Origin of the sequence: Caulobacter endophyticus, from assembly GCF_029543245.1 — a bacterium.
GTDB lineage: Bacteria > Pseudomonadota > Alphaproteobacteria > Caulobacterales > Caulobacteraceae > Caulobacter > Caulobacter endophyticus_A.
The window spans coordinates 166,539-193,187 of sequence record NZ_JARQWV010000010.1 but is presented as its reverse complement, the minus strand read 5'-3'; the positions used below and the strand labels follow the sequence as shown (position 1 = coordinate 193,187).

The 26,649-nt window shown below is 69.5% G+C and carries 19 protein-coding genes and 1 pseudogene; 12 read left to right on the top strand and 8 right to left on the bottom strand.

The features are described from left to right. Positions 1 to 175 precede the first annotated feature (175 nt). The 3 genes from P7A99_RS11900 to P7A99_RS11890 are packed head-to-tail and all read right to left on the bottom strand — an operon-like array spanning position 176 to position 2,268. The gene (locus tag P7A99_RS11900) at positions 176 to 1,093 is read right to left on the bottom strand and encodes a DUF4198 domain-containing protein (protein ID WP_277794064.1); all 918 of its coding nucleotides are present in this window, start codon (positions 1,091 to 1,093) and stop codon (positions 176 to 178) included. A 16-nt stretch (positions 1,094 to 1,109) separates the two neighbouring features. Then, entirely contained in the window at positions 1,110 to 1,622 is a 513-nt protein-coding gene (locus P7A99_RS11895) for a DUF2271 domain-containing protein (protein WP_109100570.1), read from the bottom strand. A gap of 16 nt (positions 1,623 to 1,638) precedes the next feature. Then, positions 1,639 to 2,268, bottom strand: a complete 630-nt coding sequence (locus P7A99_RS11890) for a PepSY-associated TM helix domain-containing protein (RefSeq protein ID WP_277794063.1) — start codon at positions 2,266 to 2,268, stop codon at positions 1,639 to 1,641. 170 nt (positions 2,269 to 2,438) lie between these two features. Between P7A99_RS11890 and cytX the strand changes: the two genes are divergently transcribed. The 6 genes from cytX to P7A99_RS11860 all read left to right on the top strand — a co-directional run bounded on the left by cytX (position 2,439) and on the right by P7A99_RS11860 (position 15,279). Then, the gene (gene cytX, locus P7A99_RS11885) at positions 2,439 to 3,722 is read left to right on the top strand and encodes a putative hydroxymethylpyrimidine transporter CytX (RefSeq protein WP_277794062.1); all 1,284 of its coding nucleotides are present in this window, start codon (positions 2,439 to 2,441) and stop codon (positions 3,720 to 3,722) included. Positions 3,723 to 3,843: 121 nt separating this feature from the next. After that, the gene (locus P7A99_RS11880; RefSeq protein ID WP_277794061.1) at positions 3,844 to 5,766 is read left to right on the top strand and encodes a M61 family metallopeptidase; all 1,923 of its coding nucleotides are present in this window, start codon (positions 3,844 to 3,846) and stop codon (positions 5,764 to 5,766) included. A gap of 88 nt (positions 5,767 to 5,854) precedes the next feature. After that, positions 5,855 to 7,654, top strand: coding sequence for a DUF885 domain-containing protein (locus P7A99_RS11875; protein ID WP_277794060.1), 1,800 nt, complete (start codon positions 5,855 to 5,857; stop codon positions 7,652 to 7,654). A gap of 253 nt (positions 7,655 to 7,907) precedes the next feature. Then, the gene (locus P7A99_RS11870; RefSeq protein ID WP_277794059.1) at positions 7,908 to 10,319 is read left to right on the top strand and encodes a glycoside hydrolase family 3 N-terminal domain-containing protein; all 2,412 of its coding nucleotides are present in this window, start codon (positions 7,908 to 7,910) and stop codon (positions 10,317 to 10,319) included. 179 nt (positions 10,320 to 10,498) lie between these two features. Beyond that, complete coding sequence (locus P7A99_RS11865; protein WP_277794058.1) at positions 10,499 to 12,418, top strand: sialate O-acetylesterase; 1,920 nt, start codon at positions 10,499 to 10,501, stop codon at positions 12,416 to 12,418. Then, entirely contained in the window at positions 12,415 to 15,279 is a 2,865-nt protein-coding gene (locus P7A99_RS11860) for a glycosyl hydrolase 115 family protein (protein WP_277794057.1), read from the top strand. The genes P7A99_RS11865 and P7A99_RS11860 overlap by 4 nt, the downstream gene beginning before the upstream one ends. A 165-nt stretch (positions 15,280 to 15,444) precedes the next feature. On the opposite strand, the gene P7A99_RS11855 is transcribed toward P7A99_RS11860, so the two are convergent. Next, positions 15,445 to 16,077, bottom strand: coding sequence for an energy transducer TonB (locus P7A99_RS11855; RefSeq protein WP_277794056.1), 633 nt, complete (start codon positions 16,075 to 16,077; stop codon positions 15,445 to 15,447). Positions 16,078 to 16,205: 128 nt separating this feature from the next. Beyond that, entirely contained in the window at positions 16,206 to 18,257 is a 2,052-nt protein-coding gene (locus P7A99_RS11850) for a TonB-dependent receptor domain-containing protein (RefSeq protein ID WP_277794055.1), read from the bottom strand. Between the two features lie 239 nt (positions 18,258 to 18,496). Between P7A99_RS11850 and P7A99_RS11845 the strand changes: the two genes are divergently transcribed. Then, positions 18,497 to 19,027: a dihydrofolate reductase family protein gene (locus P7A99_RS11845; protein ID WP_277794054.1), complete on the top strand. Its 531-nt coding sequence runs from the start codon at positions 18,497 to 18,499 to the stop codon at positions 19,025 to 19,027. Between the two features lie 178 nt (positions 19,028 to 19,205). Here the strand turns inward: P7A99_RS11845 and P7A99_RS11840 are convergent, their stop codons facing one another. Next, positions 19,206 to 21,002 (bottom strand): DUF885 domain-containing protein, encoded by a 1,797-nt coding sequence (locus tag P7A99_RS11840; RefSeq protein WP_277794053.1) that lies wholly within the window; start codon positions 21,000 to 21,002, stop codon positions 19,206 to 19,208. A gap of 100 nt (positions 21,003 to 21,102) precedes the next feature. Between P7A99_RS11840 and P7A99_RS11835 the strand changes: the two genes are divergently transcribed. From P7A99_RS11835 to P7A99_RS11815, 5 genes and pseudogenes are all read left to right on the top strand, one after another. After that, complete coding sequence (locus P7A99_RS11835) at positions 21,103 to 21,525, top strand: DUF2946 family protein (protein WP_277794052.1); 423 nt, start codon at positions 21,103 to 21,105, stop codon at positions 21,523 to 21,525. A 120-nt stretch (positions 21,526 to 21,645) separates the two neighbouring features. Next, on the top strand, positions 21,646 to 23,691 hold the full coding sequence (locus tag P7A99_RS11830; RefSeq protein WP_277794051.1) for a TonB-dependent receptor family protein: 2,046 nt from the start codon (positions 21,646 to 21,648) through the stop codon (positions 23,689 to 23,691). A gap of 27 nt (positions 23,692 to 23,718) precedes the next feature. After that, positions 23,719 to 24,174 carry a copper chaperone PCu(A)C gene (locus tag P7A99_RS11825; RefSeq protein ID WP_277794050.1) on the top strand — a complete coding sequence of 152 codons (456 nt, stop codon included), beginning with the start codon at positions 23,719 to 23,721 and terminating at the stop codon, positions 24,172 to 24,174. A 2-nt stretch (positions 24,175 to 24,176) separates the two neighbouring features. After that, complete coding sequence (locus P7A99_RS11820; RefSeq protein ID WP_277794049.1) at positions 24,177 to 24,755, top strand: SCO family protein; 579 nt, start codon at positions 24,177 to 24,179, stop codon at positions 24,753 to 24,755. A gap of 8 nt (positions 24,756 to 24,763) precedes the next feature. After that, positions 24,764 to 24,877, top strand: a pseudogene (locus P7A99_RS11815) (hypothetical protein); the annotation flags it as partial. Between the two features lie 14 nt (positions 24,878 to 24,891). Here P7A99_RS11815 and P7A99_RS11810 read toward each other — a convergent pair. Continuing rightward, positions 24,892 to 25,869 carry a zinc-binding dehydrogenase gene (locus P7A99_RS11810; protein ID WP_277794048.1) on the bottom strand — a complete coding sequence of 326 codons (978 nt, stop codon included), beginning with the start codon at positions 25,867 to 25,869 and terminating at the stop codon, positions 24,892 to 24,894. A gap of 33 nt (positions 25,870 to 25,902) precedes the next feature. Further along, positions 25,903 to 26,496: a TetR/AcrR family transcriptional regulator gene (locus P7A99_RS11805; protein WP_277794047.1), complete on the bottom strand. Its 594-nt coding sequence runs from the start codon at positions 26,494 to 26,496 to the stop codon at positions 25,903 to 25,905. Positions 26,497 to 26,649: the final 153 nt, after the last annotated feature.

The following is a 26,649-nucleotide window of genomic DNA, read 5'->3' as shown; positions in this document are numbered from 1 at the left end:
GGGGGGTGTGGGGGTTTATTCCTCGCCCCCCCCCGGGGGGGGGGGGTGGGGGCCCGCGGCGGGGGGGGGGGGGCGGCGGCGCGCACGGCGCTCCGTCCCTCGCCCCCTCCGTCACGGCGCTGATAGCGCCGCGCCACCTCCCCCGTTGGCACGGGGGAGGAGCTAGGTCGTCAGATCAAGGACGCTGGGCTTCCAGGGTCGCGGTGTAGCTGGCCGAGAAGCCGTTGCCGGCCAGGGCCGTCGGGGCCTGGGGCTGACCGCCGGGAGCGCCGCCGCCCGGACCGCCCGGACCACCTTGGCCGCCGGGGCCGCCCGGAGGGCCGCCCATGCCGCCGCGGCCGGTCTCGCCGGTGCGGACGCTGGCGTTCATCCAGTACATGCCGGCTTCCGGCAGGGTGACCTTGAACGCGCCGTCAGCGCCGGTCTTGACCTTGATCTCGCCCGGCGTGGCGCGATAGCGCGAGTTGCCCGGCACGATGGTCACTTCCAGGTCGGCGGCGGGCTTGCCGTCGATCAGGAACTTGAAGGTCGCCGCTTCCGTGGCCACCAAATCGTTGGGGTGGGTGACGGGAACCAGCTCCAGGCCCTTGCCGGTCGGCTTCAGCACCGTGTCGGTCGGGGCACCGCGGGTGACGAAGGTTTCGTTGCGGTTGAAGCTCTTGATCGTCTTCAGGTCGGCGGCGCCGGCCGGAACCTGCTTGGCGAAGTCGTCGGCGCTGCCGCGGAAGCGCTTCACTGCACCGTTCTCGGTCCAGCTGGCCATCACGCTGTTGGAGGCGGTGCCGATCTTGTAGGTGCCGGGCTTGGCCAGTTCGACGTCGAACACCGAGCGGTACTGGCCGGTGGCGGCGTTCTTCAGCGGCTCGGTCGTGCCGTCCGGGGTGGTGATGACCACGCCGTCCACGCGCATGGCGCGGTGGTCGGGGTAGAACAGTTCGTTGGAGATGGCCGCGTCGACGGTCACCCACGAGCCTTCGCCCGACAGGATGGTGGCCGAGGGGACGAACCAGGCGCGGTGGGCGTGGGCCGCCAGCGGCAGGGTCAGGGCGACGGTCGCCGCCGTGAGGGCGAGAAGGCGCTTGCGAAGGGTCATGGCGTTTCTCTCTTGCTTATTTGACGGTGACCGAGACGGCGCCGAGCTCGGCCGTCCCCTTGGCGGAGGCGGTCTTGCCGGGCTTGCCCCAGGTGAACGGCACGCGCACGGCCTCGTGGCCGCCGACTTCGCGGGCGGCTTCGACCACCAGGGTGTAGGCGCCCGGCTTCAGCTTCGACAGCTGGCTCTTGGCGCCGCTGAAGGTCAGCTTCTGCGGGCCCGGGGCGCGAGTGGCCGAGGAGATGCCGTCGGCCGGGAAGCTCATGGTGCGCCCAGCCTTGCGCCACCACTGGCGCATGTCCTTCAGCCACTTCTCGCCCTTGTCTTCCTTGGAGTCCGGATCGTACCAGACGGCCAGGGTGGCGGCGGCGGTGGCGTCGGGCGCCTCGACCCAGATGGCGACGTAGGGCTTGTGATACTCGGCCACCGAAAGGCGCGGGATCTCGACGGTGACGTTGAGGTCGGCGGCCATCGCCGGAGCGCCGACGGCGGCGCCGGCGAAGGTCAGCAGGGAGACGGTGCGCTTCACGGAAGGCGGCCTTTCTCTAAAGGTGGACGAACAGGATGATGATCAGGAGCGGAATGGCCAGCCCCGCGGCGGTCAGCGGCCAGGTCATCGGCCGCCCGCGGGCGTGGAATTGAAGCAGGATCAGGCCGGTGACGGTGAAGATCACGCAGGCGCCGGCGAAGATGTCGATGAACCAGCTCCAGGCCTTGCCGGTGTTGCGGCCCTTGTGCAGGTCGTTGAGCAGGCTGACCGAGCCGCGGGTGGTCTTCTCGTGCTCGACGGCGCCGGTCTCGCGGTCGATGGCGATCCAGGCGTCGCCGCCGGGACGGGCCAGGGCCAGATAGACCTCGGCGTCGGACCATTCGCCGACGCGGCGGGCGATGTCGGCGTCTACGGCCTTGTCGAGCCAGGTCTCGACCTTGATTGGCAGGGGGCGCTTGCCCTCGGTGGGGCCCAACGCCAGCTCGGCGATCAGTTCGGGCGGCAGGGTCGCCTTCCTGCTGACGACCTTGGGCTCGGCCTCGATCGAGCCGGCGTGGTTCAGGGTGAAGCCGGTGATCGCGAACAGCAGCATGCCCACGAGGCTGATCGCCGCGCTGATCCAGTGCCACTGGTGCAACTGTTTCAGCCAGAAGGAGCGGCGGTTCTGTTCGGCGGCGGCTTTCACGGGATTCCGGAACGGACGAGCTTCAGTGCCGCCGTCCATACTTGAGAGCGACTTGCAATTACAAGACCCGATCGCCGTATGGCCGCGATTGGAAACATTTGCTCACGGATCGGTCCGGGGGGAGGGGTCCCCGCTTTCGCCGGGATTTTACGGAAGGAGAGAGGCGAGCTATGCCTCCCGCCATGGCCAAGCTCGACGACACCTATGATCCGCTGACCCCCGTTCCGGCCGAGCGTCGGGTGTTCGGGGCGCGCGACGCATTTTCGCTGTGGTTCAGCCTGGGCATCGGCCTGCTGGTGCTGCAGGCCGGGGCGTTCCTGGTTCCGGGACTGAGTCTCGGCATGGCGCTGGCGGCGATCGTCACCGGCTCGGTGCTGGGCGCCCTGCTGCTGGCGGCGGCCGGGGTGGTCGGGGCCGACACCGGGCTTTCGGCCATGGGGACGCTGCGGCTGGCCCTGGGCGCGCGCGGCGCGGCCGTTCCGGCGGTGCTGAACGCAGTGCAGCTGGTCGGCTGGGGCGCATTCGAGATCATCGCCATGCGCGACGCCGCCGACGCCCTGGCCAGGCAGACCTTCGGCCTGTCCAACCCGCTGGCCTGGACGGTGCTGTTCGGGGCGCTTGCGACCTGGCTGGCCTTCATGGGGCCGGTGTCGTTCGTGCGGCGCTTCCTGCGCGCCTGGGGCCTGTGGCTGCTGCTGGGCGGGGCCGGCTGGCTGACCTGGCGGTTGCTGTCCCAGCACGACCTGGCCGCACTGTTCGCCAAGGCCGGCACCGGCGAGATGAGCTTCGGCGCGGGCGTTGACCTGGTCGTGGCCATGCCGCTGTCCTGGCTGCCGCTGATCGCCGACTACACGCGCTTTGGCCGCTCGCCGGGCCGGATGTTCCGCGGCAGCGCCGCCGGCTACCTCTTGGCCAACATCTGGTTCATGGGCCTGGGCGCCTGCTACGCCCTGGCCGCCGGGAGCGGGGAGGGGCTGCTGCTGACTGCTTTAGCCGCAGCGGGCGGCGGGATCGCCCTCCTGCTGATCGTCGTCGACGAGACCGACAACGCCTTCGCCGACATCCATTCCGCCGCCGTCTCGACGGCCACCCTGGCGCCGGTGCGGCCCGCGCGCCTGGCCCTGGCCTTCGGCGCGCTGTGCACCCTGATCGCCCTCCTGGCGCCGCTTGCCCGCTATGAAGGCTTCCTGCTGCTGATCGGCTCGGTGTTCGCGCCGCTGTTCGGCGTGCTGCTGACCGACCATTTCGTCGTGCGCCGCCGCAAGGCCGAAGCCGCCACGGCCTTCGCCTGGGGCCTGAACCTGCCGGGACTTCTGGCCTGGGCGGCCGGCGTCGCGGCCTATCAGGGCTTCAGCCGCCTGGCCCCGCAGCTGGGCGCGACCCTGCCGGCGCTGGCGGTTGCGGCGCTCGCCTATCTGTTGCTGGGGTTGATCCAGCGGCGTCCGAAGGCCTGAACGACCAGCGTCGCCGTAACGCCGTCCGGCCAAGTTCGTCTCGACAAGTGGGCCTTAACAAAAGAAACATCCAGGCTTCTTACCGCGAGGGGACGTTCGCGGGCTGCATTGGGGTGGTTTCTTGAAAGCGCTTTTCTTCTCGGTCTCGCTTCTGTCGCTGGTCGGCGGCGCTGCTCTCGCCCAGGACTACCTGCCGCAACCGGCCGCCCCGACGCCGCCGATCGTGGCTCCGCAGGACGTGGCCTATCCGGGCGTGCTGAAGCTCTACGTCGACGCCACCGACCTCGAGCGCAAGATCTTCGACATCAAGCTGACCCTGCCGGTCGCCAAGCCGGGTCCGATGACCCTGTACTATCCGCAGTGGGTTCCGGGCGGCCACTCGCCGCGTAACGACATCGACAAGCTGGCGGGCCTGGTGATCACGGCCAATGGCCAGACGATCCCTTGGAAGCGCGACGTGGTCGAGGTCAACGCCTTCCACATCGACGTGCCGGCCGGCGTGACCGAGCTCTCCGTCGCCTACAAGTTCCTGTCGCCGGTCGAGACCAAGGTCGGCCGCATGGTCATGACGCCGGACATGCTGAACCTGCAGTGGCTGCAGATGACCATGTACCCGGCCGGCCACTTCACCCGCCGCATCACGGTGGAGCCGACCGTCAAGCTGCCGGAAGGCTTCCAGTTCGCCTCGGCCCTGGAGGTCGACAAGACGCAGGGCCAGGTCACCAGCTTCAAGCCGACCACGGTCGAGACCCTGGTGGACTCGCCGATGTTCGCCGGCCGCTACTTCAAGTCGGTCGAGCTGGATCCGGGCGGCAAGGTTCCGGTGCGCCTGAACATGATCGCCGACAAGCCCGAGCTGCTCGAGTACAAGCCCGAGCAGTTGCAGGCCCACAAGAACCTCGTGCAGCAGGCCTACAAGCTGTACGGCTCGCACCACTACGACCACTACGACTTCCTGGTCGCCCTGTCGGACCAGCTGGGCGGCATCGGCCTGGAGCACCACCAGTCGAGCGAGAACCGCGTCGCGCCGAAGTACTTCACCGATTGGGACAAGTCCTATGTCGGCCGCGACCTGCTCCCGCACGAGTTCACGCACTCGTGGAACGGCAAGTTCCGCCGCGGGGCCGACCTGTGGACCCCGACCCTCAACACCCCGATGCGCGACAGCCTGATGTGGGTCTACGAGGGCCAGACCCAGTACTGGGGCTATGTGCTGTCGTCGCGTTCGGGCCTGCTGACCAAGGAGCAGACGCTCGATTCCATCGCCATGACGGCGGCCCTGTACGACAACCGTCGCGGCCGCGACTGGCGTCCCGTGCAGGACACCACCAACGACCCGATCATCGCCAGCCGCAAGCCGCTGTCGTGGCTGAGCTTCCAGCGCAGCGAGGACTATTACTCGGAAGGCCAGCTGGTCTGGCTCGACGCCGACACGCTGATCCGCGAGAAGACCGGCGGCAAGAAATCGCTCGACGACTTCGCCAAGGCCTTCTTCGGCGTCGCCGATGGCTCGTACGTGTCGCACACCTACACCTTCGACGACGTGGTGGCGGCGCTGAACGGCGTGGTCCCCTATGACTGGGCGACCTTCCTGAAGGACCGCATCGAGGGCGTGAACCCCAAGGCTCCGCTCGATGGCCTGACGCGCGGCGGCTACAAGCTGGTCTATACCGACACGCCCACCGACTACTTCAAGGTCTCCGAGACCCGCGGCAAGAACACCAACCTGGCCTATTCGATCGGCCTGACGGTGGGCTCGGACGCGGTGCTGACCGACGTGCAGTGGGACGGCCCCGCCTTCAAGGCCGGCCTGACCCAGGGCCTGACCGTGGTGGCCGTCAACGGCGACACCTATGACGCCGAGAAGCTGAAGGCCGCCGTCAAGGCGACCGCCAAGGGCGTTCCGGTCGAGCTGCTGGTCAAGGAAGGCTCGCGCTACCGCACCGTGAAGCTCGATTACAGCGGCGGCCTGCGCTACCCGCGCCTGGAGCGCATCGCCGGCACGCCGGCGCGCCTGGACGACATCCTGGCCGCCCGCAAGTAAGCATAGAGCCGTCCGGCGTCCGGGGCCGCGAGGCGCCGGACGGCTTTGTTCTCCCAGACGCGCGGCCGCGCCTGTTCTGGAAGAACCCATGTCCGATTCCACGAAATTCGATCGCCGACAGCTCCTGGTCGGCGCGACCGCCGCCGCCGTCTCGACGGCCCTGCCGGCCATCGCCGCCCCGAAAGGCGAGGCCGCCAAGCTCTACGCCCTGTTCGACGCCTTCTTCGATGAAGACCTGACCGAGAGCCCGGAACAGGCGACCAACCTCGGCCTCGACACCGGCGCCCATGCCGGCGCGCGCACGAAGCTTGGCGACCGCTCGATCGCCGCCTGGCTCAAGGAGCGCAAGGAGCCGGCCCAGCGGCTTAAGCGCCTGAAGGCCGTCGACCGCAAGGCGCTGTCGGGCGAGGACGCCGTCAACTACGACACCGCCGCCTACTATTACGGCGCGCGCGACAAGGCTTCGGGCTTCGACTACGGCGCGGTGTCGCGGCCGTTCGTGGTGACCCAGTTCTACGGCGGCTATTCGTCGGTTCCCAGCTTCCTGGACAACAAGCACGAGGTGAAGTCTGCGGCCGACGCCGACAGCTATCTCGCCCGCATGGCCGGGTTCGCCGGCGTGCTCGACCAGGAAAGCGAGCGGGTGCGGGCCGATGCGGCCAAGGGCGTGATCCCGTCGGACTTCATCCTCGACAAGGCCATCGGCCAGCTGAAGCAGTTCCGCGCCCTGCCGCCGGAAAAGAACGTGCTGGTCGCCTCGATGGCCCGGCGCGCCAAGGCCTATGGCGACTACGACGCCAAGGCCGCCGCCCTGCTGGCCAGCGCGATCCACCCGGCGCTGGACCGCCAGATCGAGACCCTGACCGCCGTCCGCGCCAAGGCCGTGCACGAGGCCGGCATGAACCGCTTCAAGGACGGCGACGCCTTCTACGCCGCCCTGCTGCGCATCTACACCACCACCGAGAAGACCCCCGACGAGGTCCATCGCCTCGGTCTGGAGGAGGGCGCGCAGATCCAGGCGCGCATGGACGAGATCCTCAAGAAGCGTGGCTTCACGCAAGGCTCGGTCGGTCAGCGCATGGCCGCGCTCAAGGACCTGCCGGGCGAGAGCTATCCCAACACCGACGAGGGCCGCGCCCAGATCCTGGCCTATTGCAACCGCCTGATCGCCGAGATGCAGCCCAAGCTGCCGCAGTGGTTCGGGATCACGCCGAAGATCCCGGTCGAGGTGCGCCGCATCCCGCCCTACACCGAGGCCGGCTCGTCGGGCGGCTATTACGAGCGCCCGCCGCTGGACGGCTCGCGCCCCGGGGCCTTCTACATCAACCTGCGCGACACGGCCGAGCGTCCCCGCTACGCCCTGCCGACCCTGACCTATCACGAGGCCGCGCCGGGCCACCATTTCCAGCTGGCCCTGACCGCCGAGGGCAGCCTGCCGCGCCTGCGCCAGAACATGTTCTTTTCGGCCAACACCGAGGGCTGGGCGCTCTATGCCGAGCAGGTGGCCATGGAGATGGGCCTGTACGAGACCGACGACCTGGGCCTGCTGGGCATGTACCAGGCGCGGCTGTTCCGGGCCTCGCGCTGCGTGGTCGACACCGGCATCCACGCCAAGGGCTGGAGCCGCGAGAAGGCCATCGCCTACATGGTCGAGACCGGCGGCGACGACGAGGGGCGCATCACCCGCGAGGTCGAACGCTATTGCGCCAACCCGGCCCAGGCTTGCTCCTACAAGGTGGGCCACACCGTCTGGGCCGCCCTGCGCGAGCGCACCAAGGCTCGTCTCGGCGGCAAGTTCGACATCCGCAAGTACCACGACACCGCCCTGCTGGTCGGCCCGACCCCGCTGACCGTGCTGGAGAGCGTGGTCGACGCCTGGTCGGGGTGACCTGAGCTTTCCTCTCCCATGGGGAGAGGAGGGGACCCGCCGCTTGCGGCGGGGAGGTGAGGGGGTACGCCTTTGGCCGTCTAAATCCCTCATCCTCCCACGCCTGACGGCGCGGCCCCCGCCCTCTCCCTCAAGGAAAGAGATAAACGAAAGTGACCGGTAACATTAGGGCTTGAGTGGTCTGACAAGCTCTCCCATAGTGTCAGGCAAGACGGCGCGAAGCCGCCGTGACAGACGCTGGGGAAACGCAAGGATGACCACCACCCTTACTCGCCGCACGCTGGGTGTCAGCCTGGCCGCTCTCGGCGCCGCGATGGCGCCGGCGGTCCGCGCTGCTCCGAAGCCAGCGGACGGCAAGGCGCTCTACAAGGATCCCGCCCAGCCGGTCGACGCGCGGGTCAAGGACCTGCTCTCGCGGATGACGCTGGAGGAGAAGGCCGCCCAGCTGATCGGCATCTGGCTGACCAAGGCCGCGATCCAGACGCCGACCGGCGACTTCTCGCCCGAGACGGCGACCAAGAATTTCCCCAATGGCCTGGGCCAGATCTCGCGCCCGACCGACCGTCGGGGTCTCAAGCCGACGACCGAGGTCAACGCCGCCGCCGGGGCCGAGGACGGCTCGGTGGGCCGCAATGCCCCGCAGACCGCGAAATACGTCAACGCCGCCCAGAAGTGGGCGATGGAAAGCACGCGCCTGGGCATCCCGATGCTGATGCACGACGAGGCCCTGCACGGCTATGTCGCGCGTGATGCGACCAGCTTCCCGCAGTCGATCGCCCTGGCCTCGACCTTCGATCCCGAGCTGGTCGAGCAGGTGTTCTCGGTGGCCGCCAAGGAGATGCGCGCCCGGGGCTCCAACATCGCGCTTGCTCCCGTCGTCGACGTGGCCCGCGATCCGCGCTGGGGCCGCATCGAGGAGACCTATGGCGAGGACCCGCACGTCTGCGCCGAGATGGGCCTGGCCGCCATCCGCGGCTTCCAGGGCAAGACCCTGCCGCTGGCGCCCGACAAGGTGTTCGTCACCCTCAAGCACATGACCGGCCACGGTCAGCCCGAGAACGGCACCAATGTCGGCCCGGCCCAGATCGCCGAGCGGACCCTGCGCGAGAACTTCTTCCCGCCGTTCGAACGGGCGGTGAAGGAGCTGCCCGTGCGCTCGGTCATGCCCAGCTACAACGAGATCGACGGGGTGCCCTCGCACGCCAATCGCTGGCTGCTGACCGATATCCTGCGCGGCGAGTGGGGCTTCCAGGGCGCGACGATGAGCGACTACTTCGCCATCAAGGAGATCATCACCCGCCACAAGCTGACCGACCAGCTGGCCGACACGGCGGTGATGGCGATCAACGCCGGCGTCGACGTCGAACTGCCCGACGGCGAGGCCTATGTGCTGCTGCCGCAGCTGGTGCGGTCGGGTCGCATCCCCGAGGCCGCCGTCGACGCGGCCGTGGCGCGGGTGCTGAAGATCAAGTTCGAAGGCGGCCTGTTCGAAAATCCGTATGCGGATGAAAAGGCCGCCGACGCCAAGACCGCCACGCCGCAAGCCGTCGCCCTCGCCCGCGAGGCGGCCCGGAAGGCGGTGGTGCTGCTGAAGAACGACAAGGGCCTGCTGCCGCTGGACGGCAGGAAGATCAAGCGCCTGGCGCTCCTGGGCACGCACGCCAAGGACACCCCGATCGGCGGCTATTCCGACGAGCCGCGCCACGTGGTCTCGGTGCTGGAGGGCCTGACCGCCGAGGCCAAGGCGCAAGGGTTCGCCCTCGACTACGCCGAGGCCGTGCGGATCACCGAAAAGCGCGTCTGGGCCGCCGACGAGGTCAAGCTGGTCGACCCGGCCGTCAACGCCAGGCTGATCGCCGAAGCGGTCGAGGTGGCCAAGAAGGCCGACGTCGTCGTCATGGTGCTGGGCGACAACGAGCAGACCAGCCGCGAAGCCTGGGCCGACAATCACCTGGGCGACCGCGACAGCCTGGATCTGGTGGGCCAGCAGAACGACCTGGCCCGCGCCATCTTCGCCCTCGGCAAGCCGACCGTGGTGCTGCTGCTGAACGGCCGTCCGCTGTCGGTGAACCTGCTGGCCGAGAAGGCCGACGCCCTGGTCGAGGGCTGGTACCTGGGCCAGGAGACCGGCAACGCCGCCGCCGACGTGCTGTTCGGCCGGGCCAATCCGGGCGGCAAGCTGCCGGTCAGCATCGCCCGCGACGTCGGCCAGCTGCCGATCTACTACAACCGCAAGCCCACGGCCCGCCGCGGTTACCTGTTCGACCGCGCCACCAGCCCGCTCTATCCGTTCGGCTTCGGGCTTTCCTACACCCGCTTCGAGATCGCCGCGCCGCGCCTGTCCAAGGCCCGTATCGGCCAGGGCGAGAGCACGACGGTGTCGGTCGAGGTGACCAACACCGGCAAGGTCGCCGGCGACGAAGTGGTGCAGCTTTACGTCCACGACGAGGCGGCCTCGGTCACCCGTCCGGTGCTGGAGCTGAAGCACTTCAAGCGCGTCACCCTGGCCCCCGGCGAGAAGAAGACGGTGAGCTTCGAGGTGAAGCCGTCGGACTTGTGGATGTGGAACCTGGCCATGAAGCGGGTTGTCGAGCCGGGCGATTTCTCGATCCTCGTCGGGCCGAACTCGGTGGACCTGAAGTCGGCGAAGCTGACGGTGGCTTGAAGACGCTCTCCCTGAAGGGGGAGCTGTCGGCGAAGCCGACTGAGGGGGAAGTCGTTGCTGAAGCGGCTAGCGCTGCGGAAGCTGAAAACGGTCCCCCTCCGGCCCTCTGGGCCACCTCCCCCAGGAGGGGGAGGATCTAGAACAACGAGCCGCCGCAGGCGGCCGAGGGAGTTGACCACATGCGCCGTGTCGCGCCGATCCTGCTGGCCGCCTTGGCGGCCACGCCCGCCGCCGCCCAGGGGCCGTTGCTGAACGGGCTGTTCGCCGACCATGCGGTGGTGCAGCGGGGCCGGCCCCTGCCGGTGTTCGGCGAGGCCAGGCCCGGCGAGGCGGTGACCGTCACTCTTGGCGACAGGACGGCCACGGCCAAGGCCGGCGCGAACGGCGCCTGGCGCGTCGACCTGCCGGCGATGACGGCCGGCGGGCCCTACACCCTGGAGGCCAGGGCCGCCTCGGGCGCGAGCCAGACGGTCAGCGACGTGCTGGTCGGCGACGTCTGGCTGTGCTCGGGCCAGTCGAACATGGAGCTGCCGGTCGAGCGCGGCAACAACTCGTGGTCCGAGATCCGCTCGGCCAATGACGACGGCCTGCGCATGGCCTATGTCGACCACGCTGACAGCCGCTCGCCACGCACGACCTTCACGAAGGCGCCGGCCTGGAAGGCGGCCAAGCCCGATGCGGTGGGGTCGTTCTCGGCCGCCTGCTACTACATGGCTCGCGAACTGCGGAAGACCGACAAGACGCCGCTGGGGCTGGTTCACGCCTCCTGGGGCGGGTCGGCCATCGAGGCCTGGCTGAGCCCGGCCGCCCTGCGCAAGGCCGGCGACTACGGCAATGACATCGCCACGCTCGAGCTGTCCCTCAAGGACCGCCCGGCCGCCGACCGCCGCTGGGGCGAGACCATCAAGGCCTGGTGGAGCCTGCGCCACAAGGGCGCGGCCGGCGGCCCGTGGGCCGGCGACGGCGCCTGGACGCCTGCGCCGCAGGGGCTGGGTGTCTGGGAAAGCTGGGGCGTGCCGGCCCTGGCCGACTTCAACGGCATGGTCTGGTTCGAGACCACGGCGACCCTGACGGCGGCGCAGGCGAAAGGCGCGGCCAGCCTCGAGATCGGCATGGTCGACGAGGTCGACACCACCTTCGTCAACGGCGTCGGGGTCGGCTCGACCTCCGGCGCGGGCACGGTGCGGACTTATCCGGTGGCGGCCGGGACGCTGAAGGCCGGCGCCAACCGCATCGTCGTCTCGGCGCTGGACACCTACGCCAACGGCGGGATGTACGGCGAGGCCGCCCGCGCCCTGGTGCTGGCCGACGGGACGCGGATCCCGCTGACGAGCTGGCGCTACCAGATCGAGCCGAAGGAAACCGGCGAGCCGCCGCGCGCGCCTTGGGACACGCTGTCGGGCGTCTCGACCCTCTACAACGGCATGCTGGCGCCGATGGGCCCTTACGCCTTCAAGGGCTTCGCCTGGTACCAGGGCGAGAGCAACACCGGCCGGCCCCAGACCTACGAGCCGCTCTTACGCGAACTGCTGGCCGAACGGCGCGTGGGCCAGGCCGCCGACATGCCGGCCCTGGTCGTGCAGTTGGCCAATTACGGCAAGCCGCAGCTGGCGCCGGAGGATTCCTGGTGGGCCCAGGTGCGCGAGGCCCAGCGCCTGGCCGTGGCCAAGGACGGCCACGCGGCCCTGGCCGTCATCACCGACATCGGCGATCCCTCCGACATCCACCCCACCAACAAGCAGGACGTCGGCAAGCGCCTGGCCCGGGGCGCCAAGCGCCTGGCGGGGCAGGCGGTGACCACTGGTCCTTCGCCGGTCGCCGCCCGCCGCATGGGTCAGACGGTCGAGGTGGTCTTCGAGCAGGTGGCCGAGCGCCTGGCAACCCGCGGTTCCGACAAGGCCATCGGCTTTGAGCTATGCGACGCGATCGGCTGCCGCTTTGCCGACGCCCGGGTCGAGGGCGACAGGGCGGTGGTCGCCATCCCCGCCGGCCTGACGCCGATCAGGGTGCGGTTCGCCTGGGCCGATGCGCCGACCTTCAACGTCTTCGACATGGCCGGCCTGCCGCTGGGCCCGTTCGAGATCGCAGTCGCCCCGTGAGCAAGGGCGCGACGGGACTTCGCACCGCCGTCTCGGCTCTCGCGCTCGCCGCCGCCGTGGCGGCCGCGGCGGCGCTGGCGGCCCCGACCGCCGCGCGGTCTGCCGAACCCGCCGCCGTGTCGGAAAAGCCCGTCGTCGGCGGCTTTCCGCTGATCGAAGGCGGCAAGCCCGCCCGGGTCGAGGCCGACGTCACCGACTGGCCCGGCGTGCTGCGCGCGGTGCAGGGGCTGCGCGGCGACCTCTCCAAGCTTTCCGGCGGCGCCCAGCCGGCCAAGGACGCGCCGGTCGTCATCGTCGGGACCCTGGGCCGGAGCGCCCAGATCGACGCCCTGGTCGCGGCCGGCAAGCTGGACGTCTCGGCCCTGAAGGGCCGCTGGGAGGGCTTCGTCCAGCAGGTGGTCGAAAACCCGCGACCGGGCGTGGCCCGCGCCCTGGTCATCGTCGGCGCCGACAAGCGCGGGACGATCTTCGGCGCCTATGACCTTTCCGAACGGGCCGGCGTCTCGCCCTGGACCTGGTGGGCCGACGTGCCGGTCCCGGTGCGCCGCGACCTCTCCGTCGCGCCCGGCGCCCGGCTGCAGGCGCCGAAGGTCAAGTACCGGGGCATCTTCCTCAACGACGAGAACCCGGCCCTGTATGGCTGGGCCAACAAGACGTTCGGCGGCTTCAACCACGCCTTCTACGAGCGGGTCTACGAGCTCGTGCTGCGGCTGAAGGGCGACTATCTGTGGCCGGCCATGTGGGGCAAGGCGCTCTATGACGACGACCCGCTGAACGCCGTGCTGGCCGACGAGATGGGCGTGGTGATCGGAACCTCGCACCACGAACCGATGATGCGGGCCCACGTCGAGTGGGAGCGCTACGGCCAGGGGCCGTGGGACTACTCGAAGAACCCGCAGGCCCTGCGCCGCTTCTGGCGCGAGGGCGTCGAGCGAATGGGCGCCAACGAGAGCCTTGTCACGGTCGGCATGCGCGGCGACGGCGACGAGCCGATGACGCAAGGCACGGCCACCAAGCTCTTGGAGACCATCGTCGCCGACCAGCGGAAGATCATCGGCGAGGTCACCGGCAAGGACCCGTCGGCCACCCCGCAGGTCTGGGCGCTCTACAAGGAGGTGCAGGACTATTACGACGCCGGGATGCGGGTTCCGGATGACGTGACCCTGCTGTTCGCCGACGACAACTGGGGCAACATCCGGCGCTTGCCCAAAGCCGGCGAGACGCGGCCTGGCGGCTACGGCGTCTACTACCACTTCGACTATGTGGGCGGGCCCCGGAACTACAAGTGGCTCAACACCAACCAGATCGAGCGTACCTGGGAGCAGATGAAGCGCGCCGACGACCACGGCGCCGATCGGCTGTGGATCGTCAATGTCGGCGACCTCAAGCCGATGGAGCTGCCTACCGAGTTCTTCCTCGACCTGGCCTGGGACCCGGCCGCCATGCCGGTCGAAAAGCTTTCGACCTATACCCGCGACTGGGCGGCGGCGCAGTTCGGGCCTGAGCACGCGGTCGAGATCGCGGCGCTGCTGGACGGCTATACGAAGCTCAATGCGCGGCGAAAGCCCGAGCTGATCGACGCGGCGACCTTCAGCCTGGTCAATTTCCGCGAGGCCGAACGGGTGGAGGCCGAATGGGGCGACCTGGAGGCCCGCGCCGAAGCGGTGCGCAAGGCGCTGCCCAAGGCTCAGGACGACGCCTTCTTCCAGCTGGTCTGGTTTCCGATCGCTGCGGCGGCCAACTTCAATCGACTCTACATCGCCGTAGGTCGGCACCGCCTCTATGACCTCCAAGAACGCAGCAGCCACCTGGACGAGGTCGATCGGGTCGAGGAACTTTTCGCCCGCGACGCGGAACTGACCCGCCAGCATGACGCCATCGCCGGCGGCAAGTGGGTCCACATGATGGATCAGACCCACATCGGCTACAGCGGCTGGCAGCAGCCCGATCGCAACATCATGCCCAAGGTGGCCCGCAAGGGAGTCTATCGCGGCAGCAAGGTCGGGGTGGCCGTCGAGGGGCGCGAGGCCAGGGTCGAGGATGACGGACGGGCCGACCTGCCGCCGCTGAGCCCTTGGAGCGCGGCCTCGCGCTGGATCGACGTCTTCAATCGTGGTCCGGCCAGGATCGCCTTCGAGGCGACCACCGACCTGGCTTGGCTGAAGATCGCGCGGGGCGAGGCGGGACCGTGGGGCGACACGCGGCTGGAGGTCTCGGTCGATTGGGCCAAGGCGCCGACGGGCGTCCACCGCGTTCCGATCACCATCAAGGGATCGGGCGGACAGACCGCGGTCGTGACGGCGGTGGTCGACAACACGCCCCGCAAGCCGGTCAGGGGCGCCTTCGTCGAGGCGGGCGGACCGCTGGCCATCGAGGCCGAGCACCATGCGCGGGCGACCTTGGCGGACGGCGTGTCGTGGAAGACCATCCCCAACCTCGGCCGCACGCTGTCGGGCGTGGCCGGCTATCCGACCACGGCCGCGCCCAGCGCGCCGGGCAAGGGCCCCATGCTCGAATATCTGGTCGACTTCGAGAAGGCCGGGCCCGTCGACCTGACCGTGCTGGTTTCGCCGGGGCTCGACGTCACGGGCGGGACGGGCCCGCGCTTCGCCGTGTCGATCGACGACGCGGCGCCGGTGGTGGTCAACACCATTCCCGACCCGTCCGAGAAGGCCTGGGACAAGGCTGTGGCGGATAACATCCGTTCATTGACGATTTCGCTGAGTATCCCGTCGGCGGGTGCGCACCGGGTGCGGCTGTGGCGGGTGGACCCGGGCGTGGTGTTCCAGCGGCTGGTGATCTCGCGCGGGACGGCGCCGGGGAGTTATCTCGGGCCGGTGGAGGGGATGCGGGCCAAGTGATCCTTCTCCCCTTGCGGGAGAAGGTGGCGGCCGAAGGCCGACGGATGAGGGGTCTCTCAAACATGAGATGCTGCATCCAGCCTACCTGCCGTCGCAACGGACGGGGCTTTCGACCCCTCACCCGACCCGCTTCGCGGGCCACCCTCTCCCGCAAGGGGAGAGGGATCATCTGGACAACGAAAACTCCACCGGCGCGTCCATCTCGATCCGCTCGCCCTTGATTGTGTGCGGCGGCGCAGGAAACGGATCGGCCCGGGCGACCATGGCGCGGACCTCGGCGTCGAGCAGCGCATGGCCCGTGGGGCCGGTGAGGCGGCAGTCCAGCACGTGGCCGGTGCGGTCGAGGACAAAGGTCACCTGGGCCACGCCCTGCTGTTTTCGCATGCGGGCGGCCTTGGGATAGGTCTTGTGGGCTTCCAGCCAGGCCCGGACCCTCGCTGCGTAGGCGGTGCTGGTTCCGGCGTGGGCCTGCACGCTGTCGGCGTCGCGCCGGCCGGCGGGCGGCTTGGCGGCCGAGGCGTCCATGGCCCGGGCGGCGGCCGGCACGGCGGCCTGGGCTGCGGCGGGCGGCGTCGGGCGCGGCGGCGCTTCGGAAGGCGGGGCAGGAGAGGGCGGCGCGGGCGCGGCCTGGGTCAGCCAGCCGTCGGGACGCGGCGGCAGCGGCTTGGGCGCGGGCTTTTCCGGTTGCGAGGGCTGCGGCGGCGCAGGCTCGGCCTCCGGCGTCGGGGCCGGCGCGGCGTCGGGCGAGGTGGCGTTGTCGAGGCTTTCGAGGGCCGGATCGCCCAGGGAGATCAGCATGGCTGCGTCGTCCATGGGCGCGAGGACGGGCCTTTGCTCCCACTGGACGACGGCAAGCCCGAGGGCGCCGTTGATGACCAACGACGCCCCCGTCGCCCAGGCTCGAACGTGCCAGGGCGTCTTCATGGTCAGAACGTCTTGCCGAGCGTGAGCTTGACCTTCCGGCCCTCGGCGTCGAGCGACGACAGGTGGCGGCGGAAGTTCTTGTCGAACAGGTTGTCGACCCCCGCCTGCACCTCCAGGCCCTTCAGCGCGCCCTCCTGCGGCTTCCAGGTCAGGAACAGGTTGTGCACCGAGTAGCCCGGCGTGCGCAGCGAGGCGGTGGTGGTCTCGTTCTGGTCGTCGGCGAACTCGCCGCGCCAGCCGGCCGTCAGGTTGTAGGCCGGGAAGACGTAGCCGACCGTCAGGTTCAGGGTGTCGGCCGGGATGGTGTTCAGGGCCGCGCCCGTCGTGCGGTTCTCACCGTCGATCACCGACAGAGCGCCGCGCACGAACAGCTGCTTGGCGCCGTACTCGGCCTCGACCTCGACGCCCGAATAGCGGGCCTCGCCGATGTTGACGAAGTAGCTCGACGTGGCCGTGCCGCGGGCGATCAGGTTGCTGACGTCGTTGCGGAAGAGGGTGGTCTTGATCCGCGCCTGGTCGCCCTGGCCGAACAGGTTGCGGAACTGCAGCGTGCCGCCGACCTCGTAGTTGTCCGACTCCTCGGGCTTGAGGTTCAGGCTGTAGTTGGTCGAGGCCGTCGCGGTGCGGCTGTAGATCTCGTCCAGCACCGGCATGCGCACGGTGTGGGCGATGGAGCCGAACACCGAGGCCCATTCGGTCAGGCTGTAGAGGGCGGCGATCTTCGGCGAGACGCCGTCGTCATTGACCTTCTTGCTGGTCGTGACACCCAGGCCTGGCTGCAGCTTGGTCCAGTCGACGCGAACGCCGGGGATCACGGTCAGCTTGCCGTAGGTGATCTCGCCCTGGGCGAAGAGGCCGTACTTCTCCATGTCGCCTTCGGGGTGGGTGGCCGCCCCGTGGTTGGTGCCGGTGGCGGTGCGGCGCGGATTGCGGCGCTCCTGCTTGTAGGCCTGGGCGCCGACGGTCAGGAACGCGACGCCGTCGCCGGCGAACTGGAACTCCGAGGTGTTCTGGGCGCGGCCCTGATAGGTCTTGTACGAGAACTCCGACTCCAGCACCCCCGACAGGAAGGTGGTGTCGGTCTGGTTGACCTTGCTGTTGGCGTAGGAGACCTGGGCCTCGAAATCGAGCAGGTCATTGCCCTCGAAGGCGTTCTGGTAGCCGATCACGGCGGTGTCGTCGGTGGTCTTGCGACGCACGGGCGTCGTGGCCATGGCCTCGGACTGGTCGTAGATCTGGACGCTGTCGTTCTTCCAGTTCTGGTACGAGGCCCAGACGCTGTGGTCCTTGCCGAAGGTGTAGCGGCCCTTCAGCAGGTAGCTGTCGGAGGTGGCGTTGGAGGCCGGCACGACCTGGCCATTGCCGTTCTCGTACTCGTCGCTGCGGCGGCTGGTGTACATGCCCAGCACTTCCAGCTTTTCGGTCGGCTTGAAGGCCAGGATGCCCGAGCCGAAGCGGGCCTCGGCGTTGCTCTCGACGCCGCCGCGCAGGCGCACGGCGAAGCGGTCGTCGCCTTGCAGGAAGTCCGAGGCGTCCTTGCTGGTGAAGCTGACCACGCCGGCCAGGGCGCCGGCGCCATAGAGGGTGGAGGAGGCCGGGCCGCGCAGCACCTCGACGCGCTTGTAGAGCTCGGGGTCGCTGAAGAACGCGCCCATCCGATACTGCTCGAAGAACTTCGTGACGCCGTCGATCTGCATCAGGATGCGGCTGTCGCTGTCGGCCAGGCCCGTGCCCATGCCGCGGATGTTGAAGCCCTGGCCCAGGGCGCCGACGCCGCCCATGGTGTTGACGCCGGGGATGCCGGCCAGCAGGTCGCCGATGGTCGACGCCTGGGCCTGGTCGATGGCGTCCTGGTCGAGCGTGGTCACGGCCTGGGGCGTGTCGATCGCCACCTTCTCCTGGCCGGCCGAGACGACGACCTTGCCCAGCGACAGCTTGCTGGTGGTGACGGCCTCTTCGGGCGCGTCGGCGGTCTGGCCGTGGGCGAGGCCGACGAGAACGAGATTGGCGACGCCGGCCAGCAACAGGCCGCGCGTCCGGTTGGAAATGCGCATACGACTATCCCCGTATATATAGCGAATAAGAATCATTCGCACTGCATGGGCGAGCGACTCCCGACAGAGCGCTTCGCCGAACGGCGACGCTTTTGGTCGCCTTTCCGCCTTAATGCAAGTGACTCTTAATAGCGAGTTGCTGCGTGGCCGCAAAGCTGGGCCGAGGCAGGGGCTTTGCGCCCGGCCGCTTTTCCGCGCAACCTCCCGCCAGGCCCTTCGAAGAGGCCGGGGAGATCGCCATGGCCAAGCTCGTCTTCGGAATGAACCAGTCCCTCGACGGCTATGTCGACCACGCGGGTTTCGGTCCGGATCCCGTGCTGTTCCAATACTTCGTCGACCAGGCGCGGAGCCTGACGGGCAGCCTCTATGGGCGTCGCCTCTACGAGATCATGAGCTATTGGGACGAGGACCATCCTGATTGGGACGGGCCTCGGCGCGAATTCGCGGCGGCCTGGCGCGGCTGTCCGAAATGGGTGGTGTCGCGCTCGCTGAAGTCGGTGGGTCCGAACGCGTCGTTGCTCGAGGGCGACCTGGAGACAGCCGTCCGGGCGCTGAAGGACAGCCATGACGGAGTGATCGAGGTCGGCGGGCCCGACCTAGCCCGTAGCCTGACCGCGCTTGGCCTGATCGACGAATACAAGATCTACCTGCACCCCGTGGTGCTGGGCGAGGGCTCGCCGTTTTTCGCGGGATCCAGGCCCAAGCTGCGGCTGGTGGACAGCATGCGGATCGGGGAGGAGACCGTCAGGCTGACCTATGCGCCGGCTTAGCGGCAAAGGGGCGGATACTTCACGCGTCATCCCGGCCGGAGGACCGCGTAGCGGGCCGCAGAGCCGGGACCCAGGGGCCGCCTGCGGTGCGCCCGCCCCTGGGTCCCGGATAAGCCCTGCGGGCTTTCCGGGATGACGAGCCGTTTGGGTGAGATGGCGCTCTAGGGAGCGCCGATCCTCAACTTCCCCGCCACTCGTCGATCACCGAGGCCAGGACGTCGAGCGGCATGGTGCCGGCGGTCAGGCCCGTGTCGTGGAAGCCCTTCAGGCTGAACTTGTCGCCCAGGCGCTTTTCGGCGCGGGCGCGACTGTCGGTCCAGGTGCGCCAGCCCAGCATGTAGCTCGACGCCTGGCCCGGCTGGACGCAGTAGCGCTCGACCTCGCGGGTGACCGAGCTTTCGGCGTCGCCCAGGGTGTCCGACATGTAGGCGATGGCCCTCTCGCGGCCCCAGCGCTTGGCGTGGATGCCGGAGTCGAGCACCAGCCGCGAGGCGCGGAACAGCATCGAGGCGATGTAGCCCAACTGGCCCAGCGGGTCGTCCTTGTAGGCGCCCATCTCGTCGGCCAACTGCTCGGCATAGAGCGCCCAGCCTTCGGAATAGCCCGAGAAGATCGGCAGGCGGCGCAGGGTGGGAATGCCCGGCGCCTCCATCATCAGGGCGTTTTGCAGGTGGTGGCCGGGAATGGCCTCGTGGAACACCAGGGTCGGCAGATCGAAGCGCGGCTGCTCGGCCGTGTCGCGCAGATTGATCGAGAACAGGCCGGGGCGCGAGCCGTCCAGGCTGGGCGGGGTGTAGTAGGCGCCGGGCGCGCCGCTCTCGATCGACGGCGGGATGCGCTGGATCTTCACCCCGGCCTTGGGCAGGCGGCCGAAATAGCCGGGCAGGCGTTCGCGCATGGCCTGGGTCTTGGCCTCGAGGTCGGCCAGCAGGGCGGCGCGCCCGGCCTCGTCGTTGGGATAGAGGTTGGCCGGATCGCGGCGCAGGGCGGCGATGCGGGCGCCGACCGGGCCCTTGGTCAGGCCGCGGGCCTTGAGGATGGCGTCGGCGCGGGCGTTGAACCGGGCCACCAGTTCCAGGCCGAGGCGATGGATCTCCTCGCCGGCCAGGTCGGTGGTCGTCGCCGAACGCACGGCGTAGCGGTAGTAGGCCTCGCCGTCCGGCAGGCGCCAGACGCCCGCATCGTGCGTCGCGGTGGGCAGGGCGGCGGTCAGCAGCTCGGCCTGGCGGCGCAGGGCCGGATAGACCTCGGCCTCGACGATCTTCGTCGCGCGGGCCTCCCAGTCGCCGGGGATCGTGGCGGTGCGGCGGGTCAGGCCGGTGACCAGCTCGGACCTGGCCGGAGCCGGCGCCAGCAGGGCCGAGAATTGCGAGAGCGTGGTGCGCAGCACGAAGTCGGGCGGGGTGGCCCCCTTGGCGAAGTCGGCGCGGGCGCGGGCGGTCTCCTGGTCGAGCAGTCCGGCGAAGGCCGACAGGCGAGACAGATAGGCCTCGGCGTCATCCTTGGTCTTCACCGGATGGGTGTCGGCCAGGAAGCTGGGCACGGCGCGATAGGCGCCCGACAGCTGCGAGACGACGTAGGGCACGGCGACGCCGACGTTCGGATCGCCGAACGGCATGGCGTAGCTCTGCAAGGTGGTGTCGGCCAGATAGGCGGCCGAGCGGTGGTTGACCCGGTCCATGCCGGTCAGGGCCTTGGCGTCGAAGGTGGCCAACTGGGTCTGAAGATCGACGAACAGCTGGCGGGTGCGGGCGATCCCGGCCGGCGAGCGGTCGTCCAGCTTGCCGCGCGCGGCGGCGTTGGGGCCGGCGTCCATGCCGGTCAGCGTCATCAGCTGCGGCGAGTCGAGCATCGCCTTCTGGATCAGCCCCTCCAGCACGGCGGTCAGCCGTTCGCCCTCGGTCTCGCGGGCCAGGGCGGGGAGGGGCGCGGCCAGGGCGGCGGCGGAGGCGAGGAAAGAACGACGGTCGATCATGGGTTCGGTTGTACCTCGCGCCGTGTTTCGCGCCAGGGATGATGTGGCTGGGACCGAATGTCCAAGGACAACCCGCGCTGCTTGAGCTAAAGCCTGAAGGGTGACCCGGCCGACCTTCCATCGCTGGACGAACGCCCGCGCCGTCTTCATGACGCTCGCGGCGCTGGCGGTCGCCTTGAAGGTGCTGATCCCGGCCGGCTTCATGACCGCGCCGGAGCCCCGCAACGCCTTGCCCTTCGCCCTGGTGCTGTGCACCGGCCAGGGGGCCATGGTCGTCGCGCCCGGCGAGCGCCTGGATCACCACAAGGACGGTTCGGACGAGAAGCCCGCCGACGCGCCCTGCGCCTTCGCGGCCCTGGGCGTGGCCATGGGCGCGCCGCCGGCCGACCTGGCCGTCGCGCCAGTCGAGTTCGTCGCCTATGCCGACCAGCCGCAGCCTGCCCGCGTCGTCCATCTGGCCCCCGGCCGGGGCCTGGCCGCGCCGCCGCTGCCGGCCAGAGGTCCTCCCAGCCTGCTGATCTGACCGCCGGTCTCGTGACCGGTGGAGCGCCCGGCCGCGCGCCGGGCTCGCAACGCCGCGCGAGACCGCGTGGCCTGATCCGCCCGCTGATGGTCGCGCAAGGCGCGGCCCAAGGACCTGAAGATGAAATCCGTTCTATTGGCCGCCTGCGCATTGTCCGCGCTCGCGCCCGCCGCCGCCCTGGCCGCGCCCGACGACAGCGAAGGCGTCGTCTCGTCGGTGATCGTCACCGCCCGCCGCAACGCCGAGGACCCCTCCGTCGTCGCCGACGCCCGCAAGCGCCTGTCGGAGACCCCCGGCGCGGTGTCGGTGATCTCGCAGGAGGCCTATGCCAGCCGCCAGGCCCTGGCGCTGGACGACATGCTGCGCGACGCCCCCGGCGTTTACGCCCAGCGCAAGTGGGGCGGGGACGTGCGCATCTCGATCCGCGGCTCAGGGATAGGCAACGCCAGCCACAATCGCGGCCTGCTGCTGGCCCAGGACGGCGTGCCGCTGAACGAGGCCGACGGCTATGGCGACAGCCAGATCGCCGACCCGCTGAACACCCGCTATGCCGAGGTCTATCGCGGGGGCAACGCCCTGCGCTTCGGCGGCGCCTTGCTGGGCGGGGCGATCAACATGGTCACGCCCACGGGCAAGGACGCCGGCTTCAACGCCCGCCTGCGCGTCGACGGCGGCTCGTTCGGCCTGATCCGCGAGCACGCCGCGATCGCCGGCGAGAAGGGCGACTGGGATCTCTATGCCGCCGCCACCAACCAGACCAGCCAGGGCTGGCGCTCGCAGAGCCAGCAGAACATCCAGTTCGCCACCCTGAACCTGGGGCGCAGCTTCGGTCAGGACCGCGAGGTGCGCTTCATCCTCAACGGCTCCAACATCGCCCAGGAAATCCCCGGCGCCCTGACCCTGGCCCAGTTCCAGGCCAATCCGCGCCAGAGCGCCGCCGCCAGCCTCGCCAACGACCAGGCCCGCAACCAGCGCGGCCTGCGCGGCTCGCTGCGCACGACCTGGCGGCTGGACGAGCACACGGTGTTCCAGGGCGCGGTCTATGCGGTGTGGAAGGACCTGGACCACCCGATCTTCCAGGTCATCGACCAGCAGAGCCGCAACTACGGCGCCTTCGGGCGGCTGGACTGGGACGGCGAAGTCGGCGGGCTGAAGGCCGACGCCTATCTGGGCGCCTGGTACCGCCAGGGCGACCTGGACTCGGCCTTCTATACCAACGTCCGGGGCGGACGCGGCGCGCTGCAGTCGCTGGCGCAGCAGAACGCCAAGGCCGCCGACGTGTTCGGGGAAGGGCGCCTCTTCGTCACCGACCACGTGATCCTGGTCGGGGGCCTGACCTGGGGCCGGGCCGAGCGCGACTACCAGAGCTTCAAGGTTCCGGCCGTGGCCTCGACCTTCAACCTGACGGCCGACAAGGACTACGAGTGGGTTTCGCCGCGCGTGGGCGTGCTGTGGCAGGGCGACGACGGTTCGCAGCTGTTCGCCAACGTCACCCGCTCGGTGGAGCCACCCAACTTCAGCTCGCTGTCGCCGAGCAATGTGGGCTTCGCGCCGATCCGGGCGCAGGAGGCCTGGACCGCCGAGGCCGGCGCGCGCGGCCATCGCGGAGCGTTCACCTACGACCTGACCGCCTATCGCGCCAAGCTGAAGAACGAGCTCTTGCAGTTCGCCGTCGACAGCCAGCACCCGGCCGCCACCTTCAACGCCGACGACACGATCCACCAGGGGATCGAGGCGGCGCTGGACTGGGCCTTCGCGCCGCGCTGGCGCCTGCGCCAGACCTATACCCTGTCGGACTTCCGCTTCGACGGCGACGCCCAGTACGGCGACAACCGCCTGCCCATCGTGCCCAAGCACTTCTACCGGGCGGAGCTGCGCTATGACGCAGCCGCCGGCTGGTTCCTGGCTCCGTCGGTGGAGTGGTCCGCCAGCGACCAATGGATCGACTACAAGAACACCAGGACCGCGCCGTCCTACGCGATCCTCAACCTCAACGCCGGCTGGAAGGCGACCGACAAGGTCTCGCTGTTCCTCGACGCCCGCAACCTGACGGACGAGGCCTATGTCTCCAACGTCCAGGCGGCCACCACCTGGACCGCCGTCACCGCAGCCGTCTGGCCCGGCGACGGCCGCTCGGTGTTCGGCGGCGTCACCGTCTCGTTCTGACGCTATCCTTCCCCCAAGGAGTTCGTGATGACCCTTTCGAAACTGATGATCGCGGCGGCGGTGCTGGCGACCCTGCCGCTCGCCGCCCAGGCCGCGCCGCCCGCCCGGGTGGCGCCCAAGGTCGCCGTCGAGGGCGCCTGGTGCCGGGCCGCGCCCAAGGGCGCGCCGGCCGGCGGCTGCTACCTGACCCTGACCGCCTCGGCCGCCGATCAGCTGGTGTCGGTGGAAACCCCGGCGGCGGCCCGGGCCGAAATCCACACCATGTCGATGGACGGCGGGGTGATGCGTATGCGCAAGCTCTCGGAAGGCCTGCCGCTGCCGGCCGGCCAGGCCGTGGCGCTGAAGCCCGGGGCCGAGCACCTGATGGTGATCGGTCCCAAGATCGATCTGGCGGTGGGCGCCAGCGTGCCGCTGACCCTGCGGTTCAAGTCGGCCCCGCCGGTGACGATCAACGCGCCGGTCAAGGCCGTGGGAGGCAAGTAGACGTGCGTATCCTGTCCAAACTCGTCCTGGCGGCGCTGATCTGCGCCGCGCCCCTGGCCGCCTGCGACCGCACGGCCGAACACGCCAAGGCCAACGCCTCGGCCAAGGTCGGGGGAGCGTTCCAGCTGGTCGACCAGAACGGCAAGGCCGTCACCGAGAAGGACCTGCTGGGCAAGCCGACGGCGATCTTCTTCGGCTTCACCTTCTGCCCGGAGGTGTGCCCCACGACCCTGACCGAGATGACCGGCTGGCTGAAGGACCTGGGCCCCGACGCCGACAAGCTGAACGTGGTGTTCGTCTCGGTCGACCCCGAGCGCGACACGCCCGAGCAATTGAAGCTCTATCTGTCGAACTTCGATCACCGCATCCGGGGCCTGACCGGCACGACGGCCCAGACCGACGCGGCGGCCAAGGCCTACCGCGTCTATCACCGCAAGGTGGCGATCGAGGGTGGGGAGTACACGGTCGACCACTCGTCGGCGGTCTACCTGTTCGACGCCAAGGGCCAGTTCGTCGAGCCGATAGGTTATGGCAGCCCGCCCGAGCGGGGGCTGGCGCAGCTGAGGGCGTTGCTGAAGTAGAGGCTCAAATAGCTCGTCATCCCGGCCGCAGCGAAGCGGAGAGCCGGGACCCAGGAGCAACCGCAATGCGCCGGCCCCTGGGTCCCGGGTCTACGGCGCTACGCGCCTTCGCCCGGGATGACGAAACAGGAGTGCATCAAGGCCGCAGCAGCACCTTGCCGGTCTTGCCCGGGGTCAGCGAGGCCTTCACGGCGTCGGACACCTGGTCGAGGCCGTAGACGCCGTCGGTGGGCAGCTTCAGCTTGCCGGTCGCCACCTGGGTCAAGAGTTCACCGATCAGCTTGCGACGCAGGTCCGGGGCCATGTTGGCCGAGACGGTCGAGCCCCAGAAGCCCTTCACGGTCAGCTGCTTGAAGATCACCGTGCCCGACGAGATCTGCATCGGCTCGCCGGTCATAGAGCCGAACGAGACCAAGAGGCCGTTCTCGCCCAACAGGTCGGCCATGTCGCCCGAGGCGGTTCCTCCGATGGAGTCGACGGCGGCCTTGATCGGCGCGCCGCCGGTGATCTCGGCGACCTTCTTCTTCCAGTCGGCGTCGGCGGTGGAGACGGCGTTGTCGATGCCGAGCTCCGCCAGTTCAGCGACGCCCGCGTCGCGGCGCACCAGGTTGATGACGTTGGCGCCGCGGGCCTTGGCCAGCATGGCCAGGGTCTTGCCGACCGCGCCGTTGGCGGTGTTCTGGGCGACCCAGTCGCCGGCCTCGACATTGAGGGTCTCGAGCAGGGTGATGGCGCTGAACGGCATGGCTATCAGCTGGGCGGCGGCCTCGTCGGGAATGGCGTCGGGCACGGGCACGAGACCGGCGGCCGAGGCGACGAAGTACTCGGCCCAGCTGCCGTGCACGCCGGCTACGGCGAAGCGCTGGCCGACCAGGGCCGCATCGACGCCTTCGCCGACGGCGTCGACGATGCCGACCGCCTCGCTGCCGCCGATCGCGGGCAGGGCGGGCTTGTAGCCGTAGTTGCCGCGCACGGTCCAAAGGTCGTGGTTGTGGATCGGCGACAGCAGGGTGCGCACCCGCACCTTGCCGGGACCGGGCTCGGGAACGGGGCTGTCGGCCAGGGCCAGGACTTCGGCCGGATCGCCGAACACGTTGTGGATCGCGCTGCGCATGGGTCTTCTCCTTGTTATTGTGAGGGGCGCGGCTCAGGCGGCCGCGAGCAGGATCTCGGTGGTGGCCAGCGCCTCGCGCAGGGGCGCCTGGTCCTTGGAAAGCTTGGCCAGGATGGCCGCGCCCAGCCACAGGGCGTACATCGCCCGGGCCGTGGCGACCGGATCGCCTGAGCCGGGCAGGGAGCCGTCGTCGCGGCCTTCGACGATGACGGCGGCGATGCGGCGCACCAGGCGCTCGACCCCGGTGTCGAGGATCCGCCGCATGTCTTCCGAGAGGTCGGAGATCTCGGCGCCCAGCTTCACCACCAGGCAGCGGTCGGCCATGCCGCAGGCGGTGTCGCCGTCCAGCCAGACGTTCCAGTAGGCCATCAGGCGCTGGCGGCCGCTGCCGGGCGCGTCGAACAGGGCGGCCAGCTTGGCCCCGTATTCGGCGCAGTAGTCCTCCAGCAGGGCGCAGCCGAACGCCTCCTTGGAGGCGAAGTAATAGTAGAACGAGCCCTTGGGCACGCCGCTGGCGTCCAGCAGCTCCTTCAGGCCCATGCCGCCGAAGCCCTGGCGCAGCACCAGCTCGCGGCCCACGGCCAGGGTGTGTTCGCGGGTGATCTCGGATTTCTTGCGGGCGGTCATGACTCCCATATAGGAAATAATAGACCGGTCGTCTAGTTTGGGTCTCACGTCCGTTCACGGGAATGTTGGCGGCGGCGGGCGAGACGGTGAAAGTCAGGGCGTCCGGAAGACGGTGATCAACGATTATGAAGCTAATTCAATGCGGTATCCCGA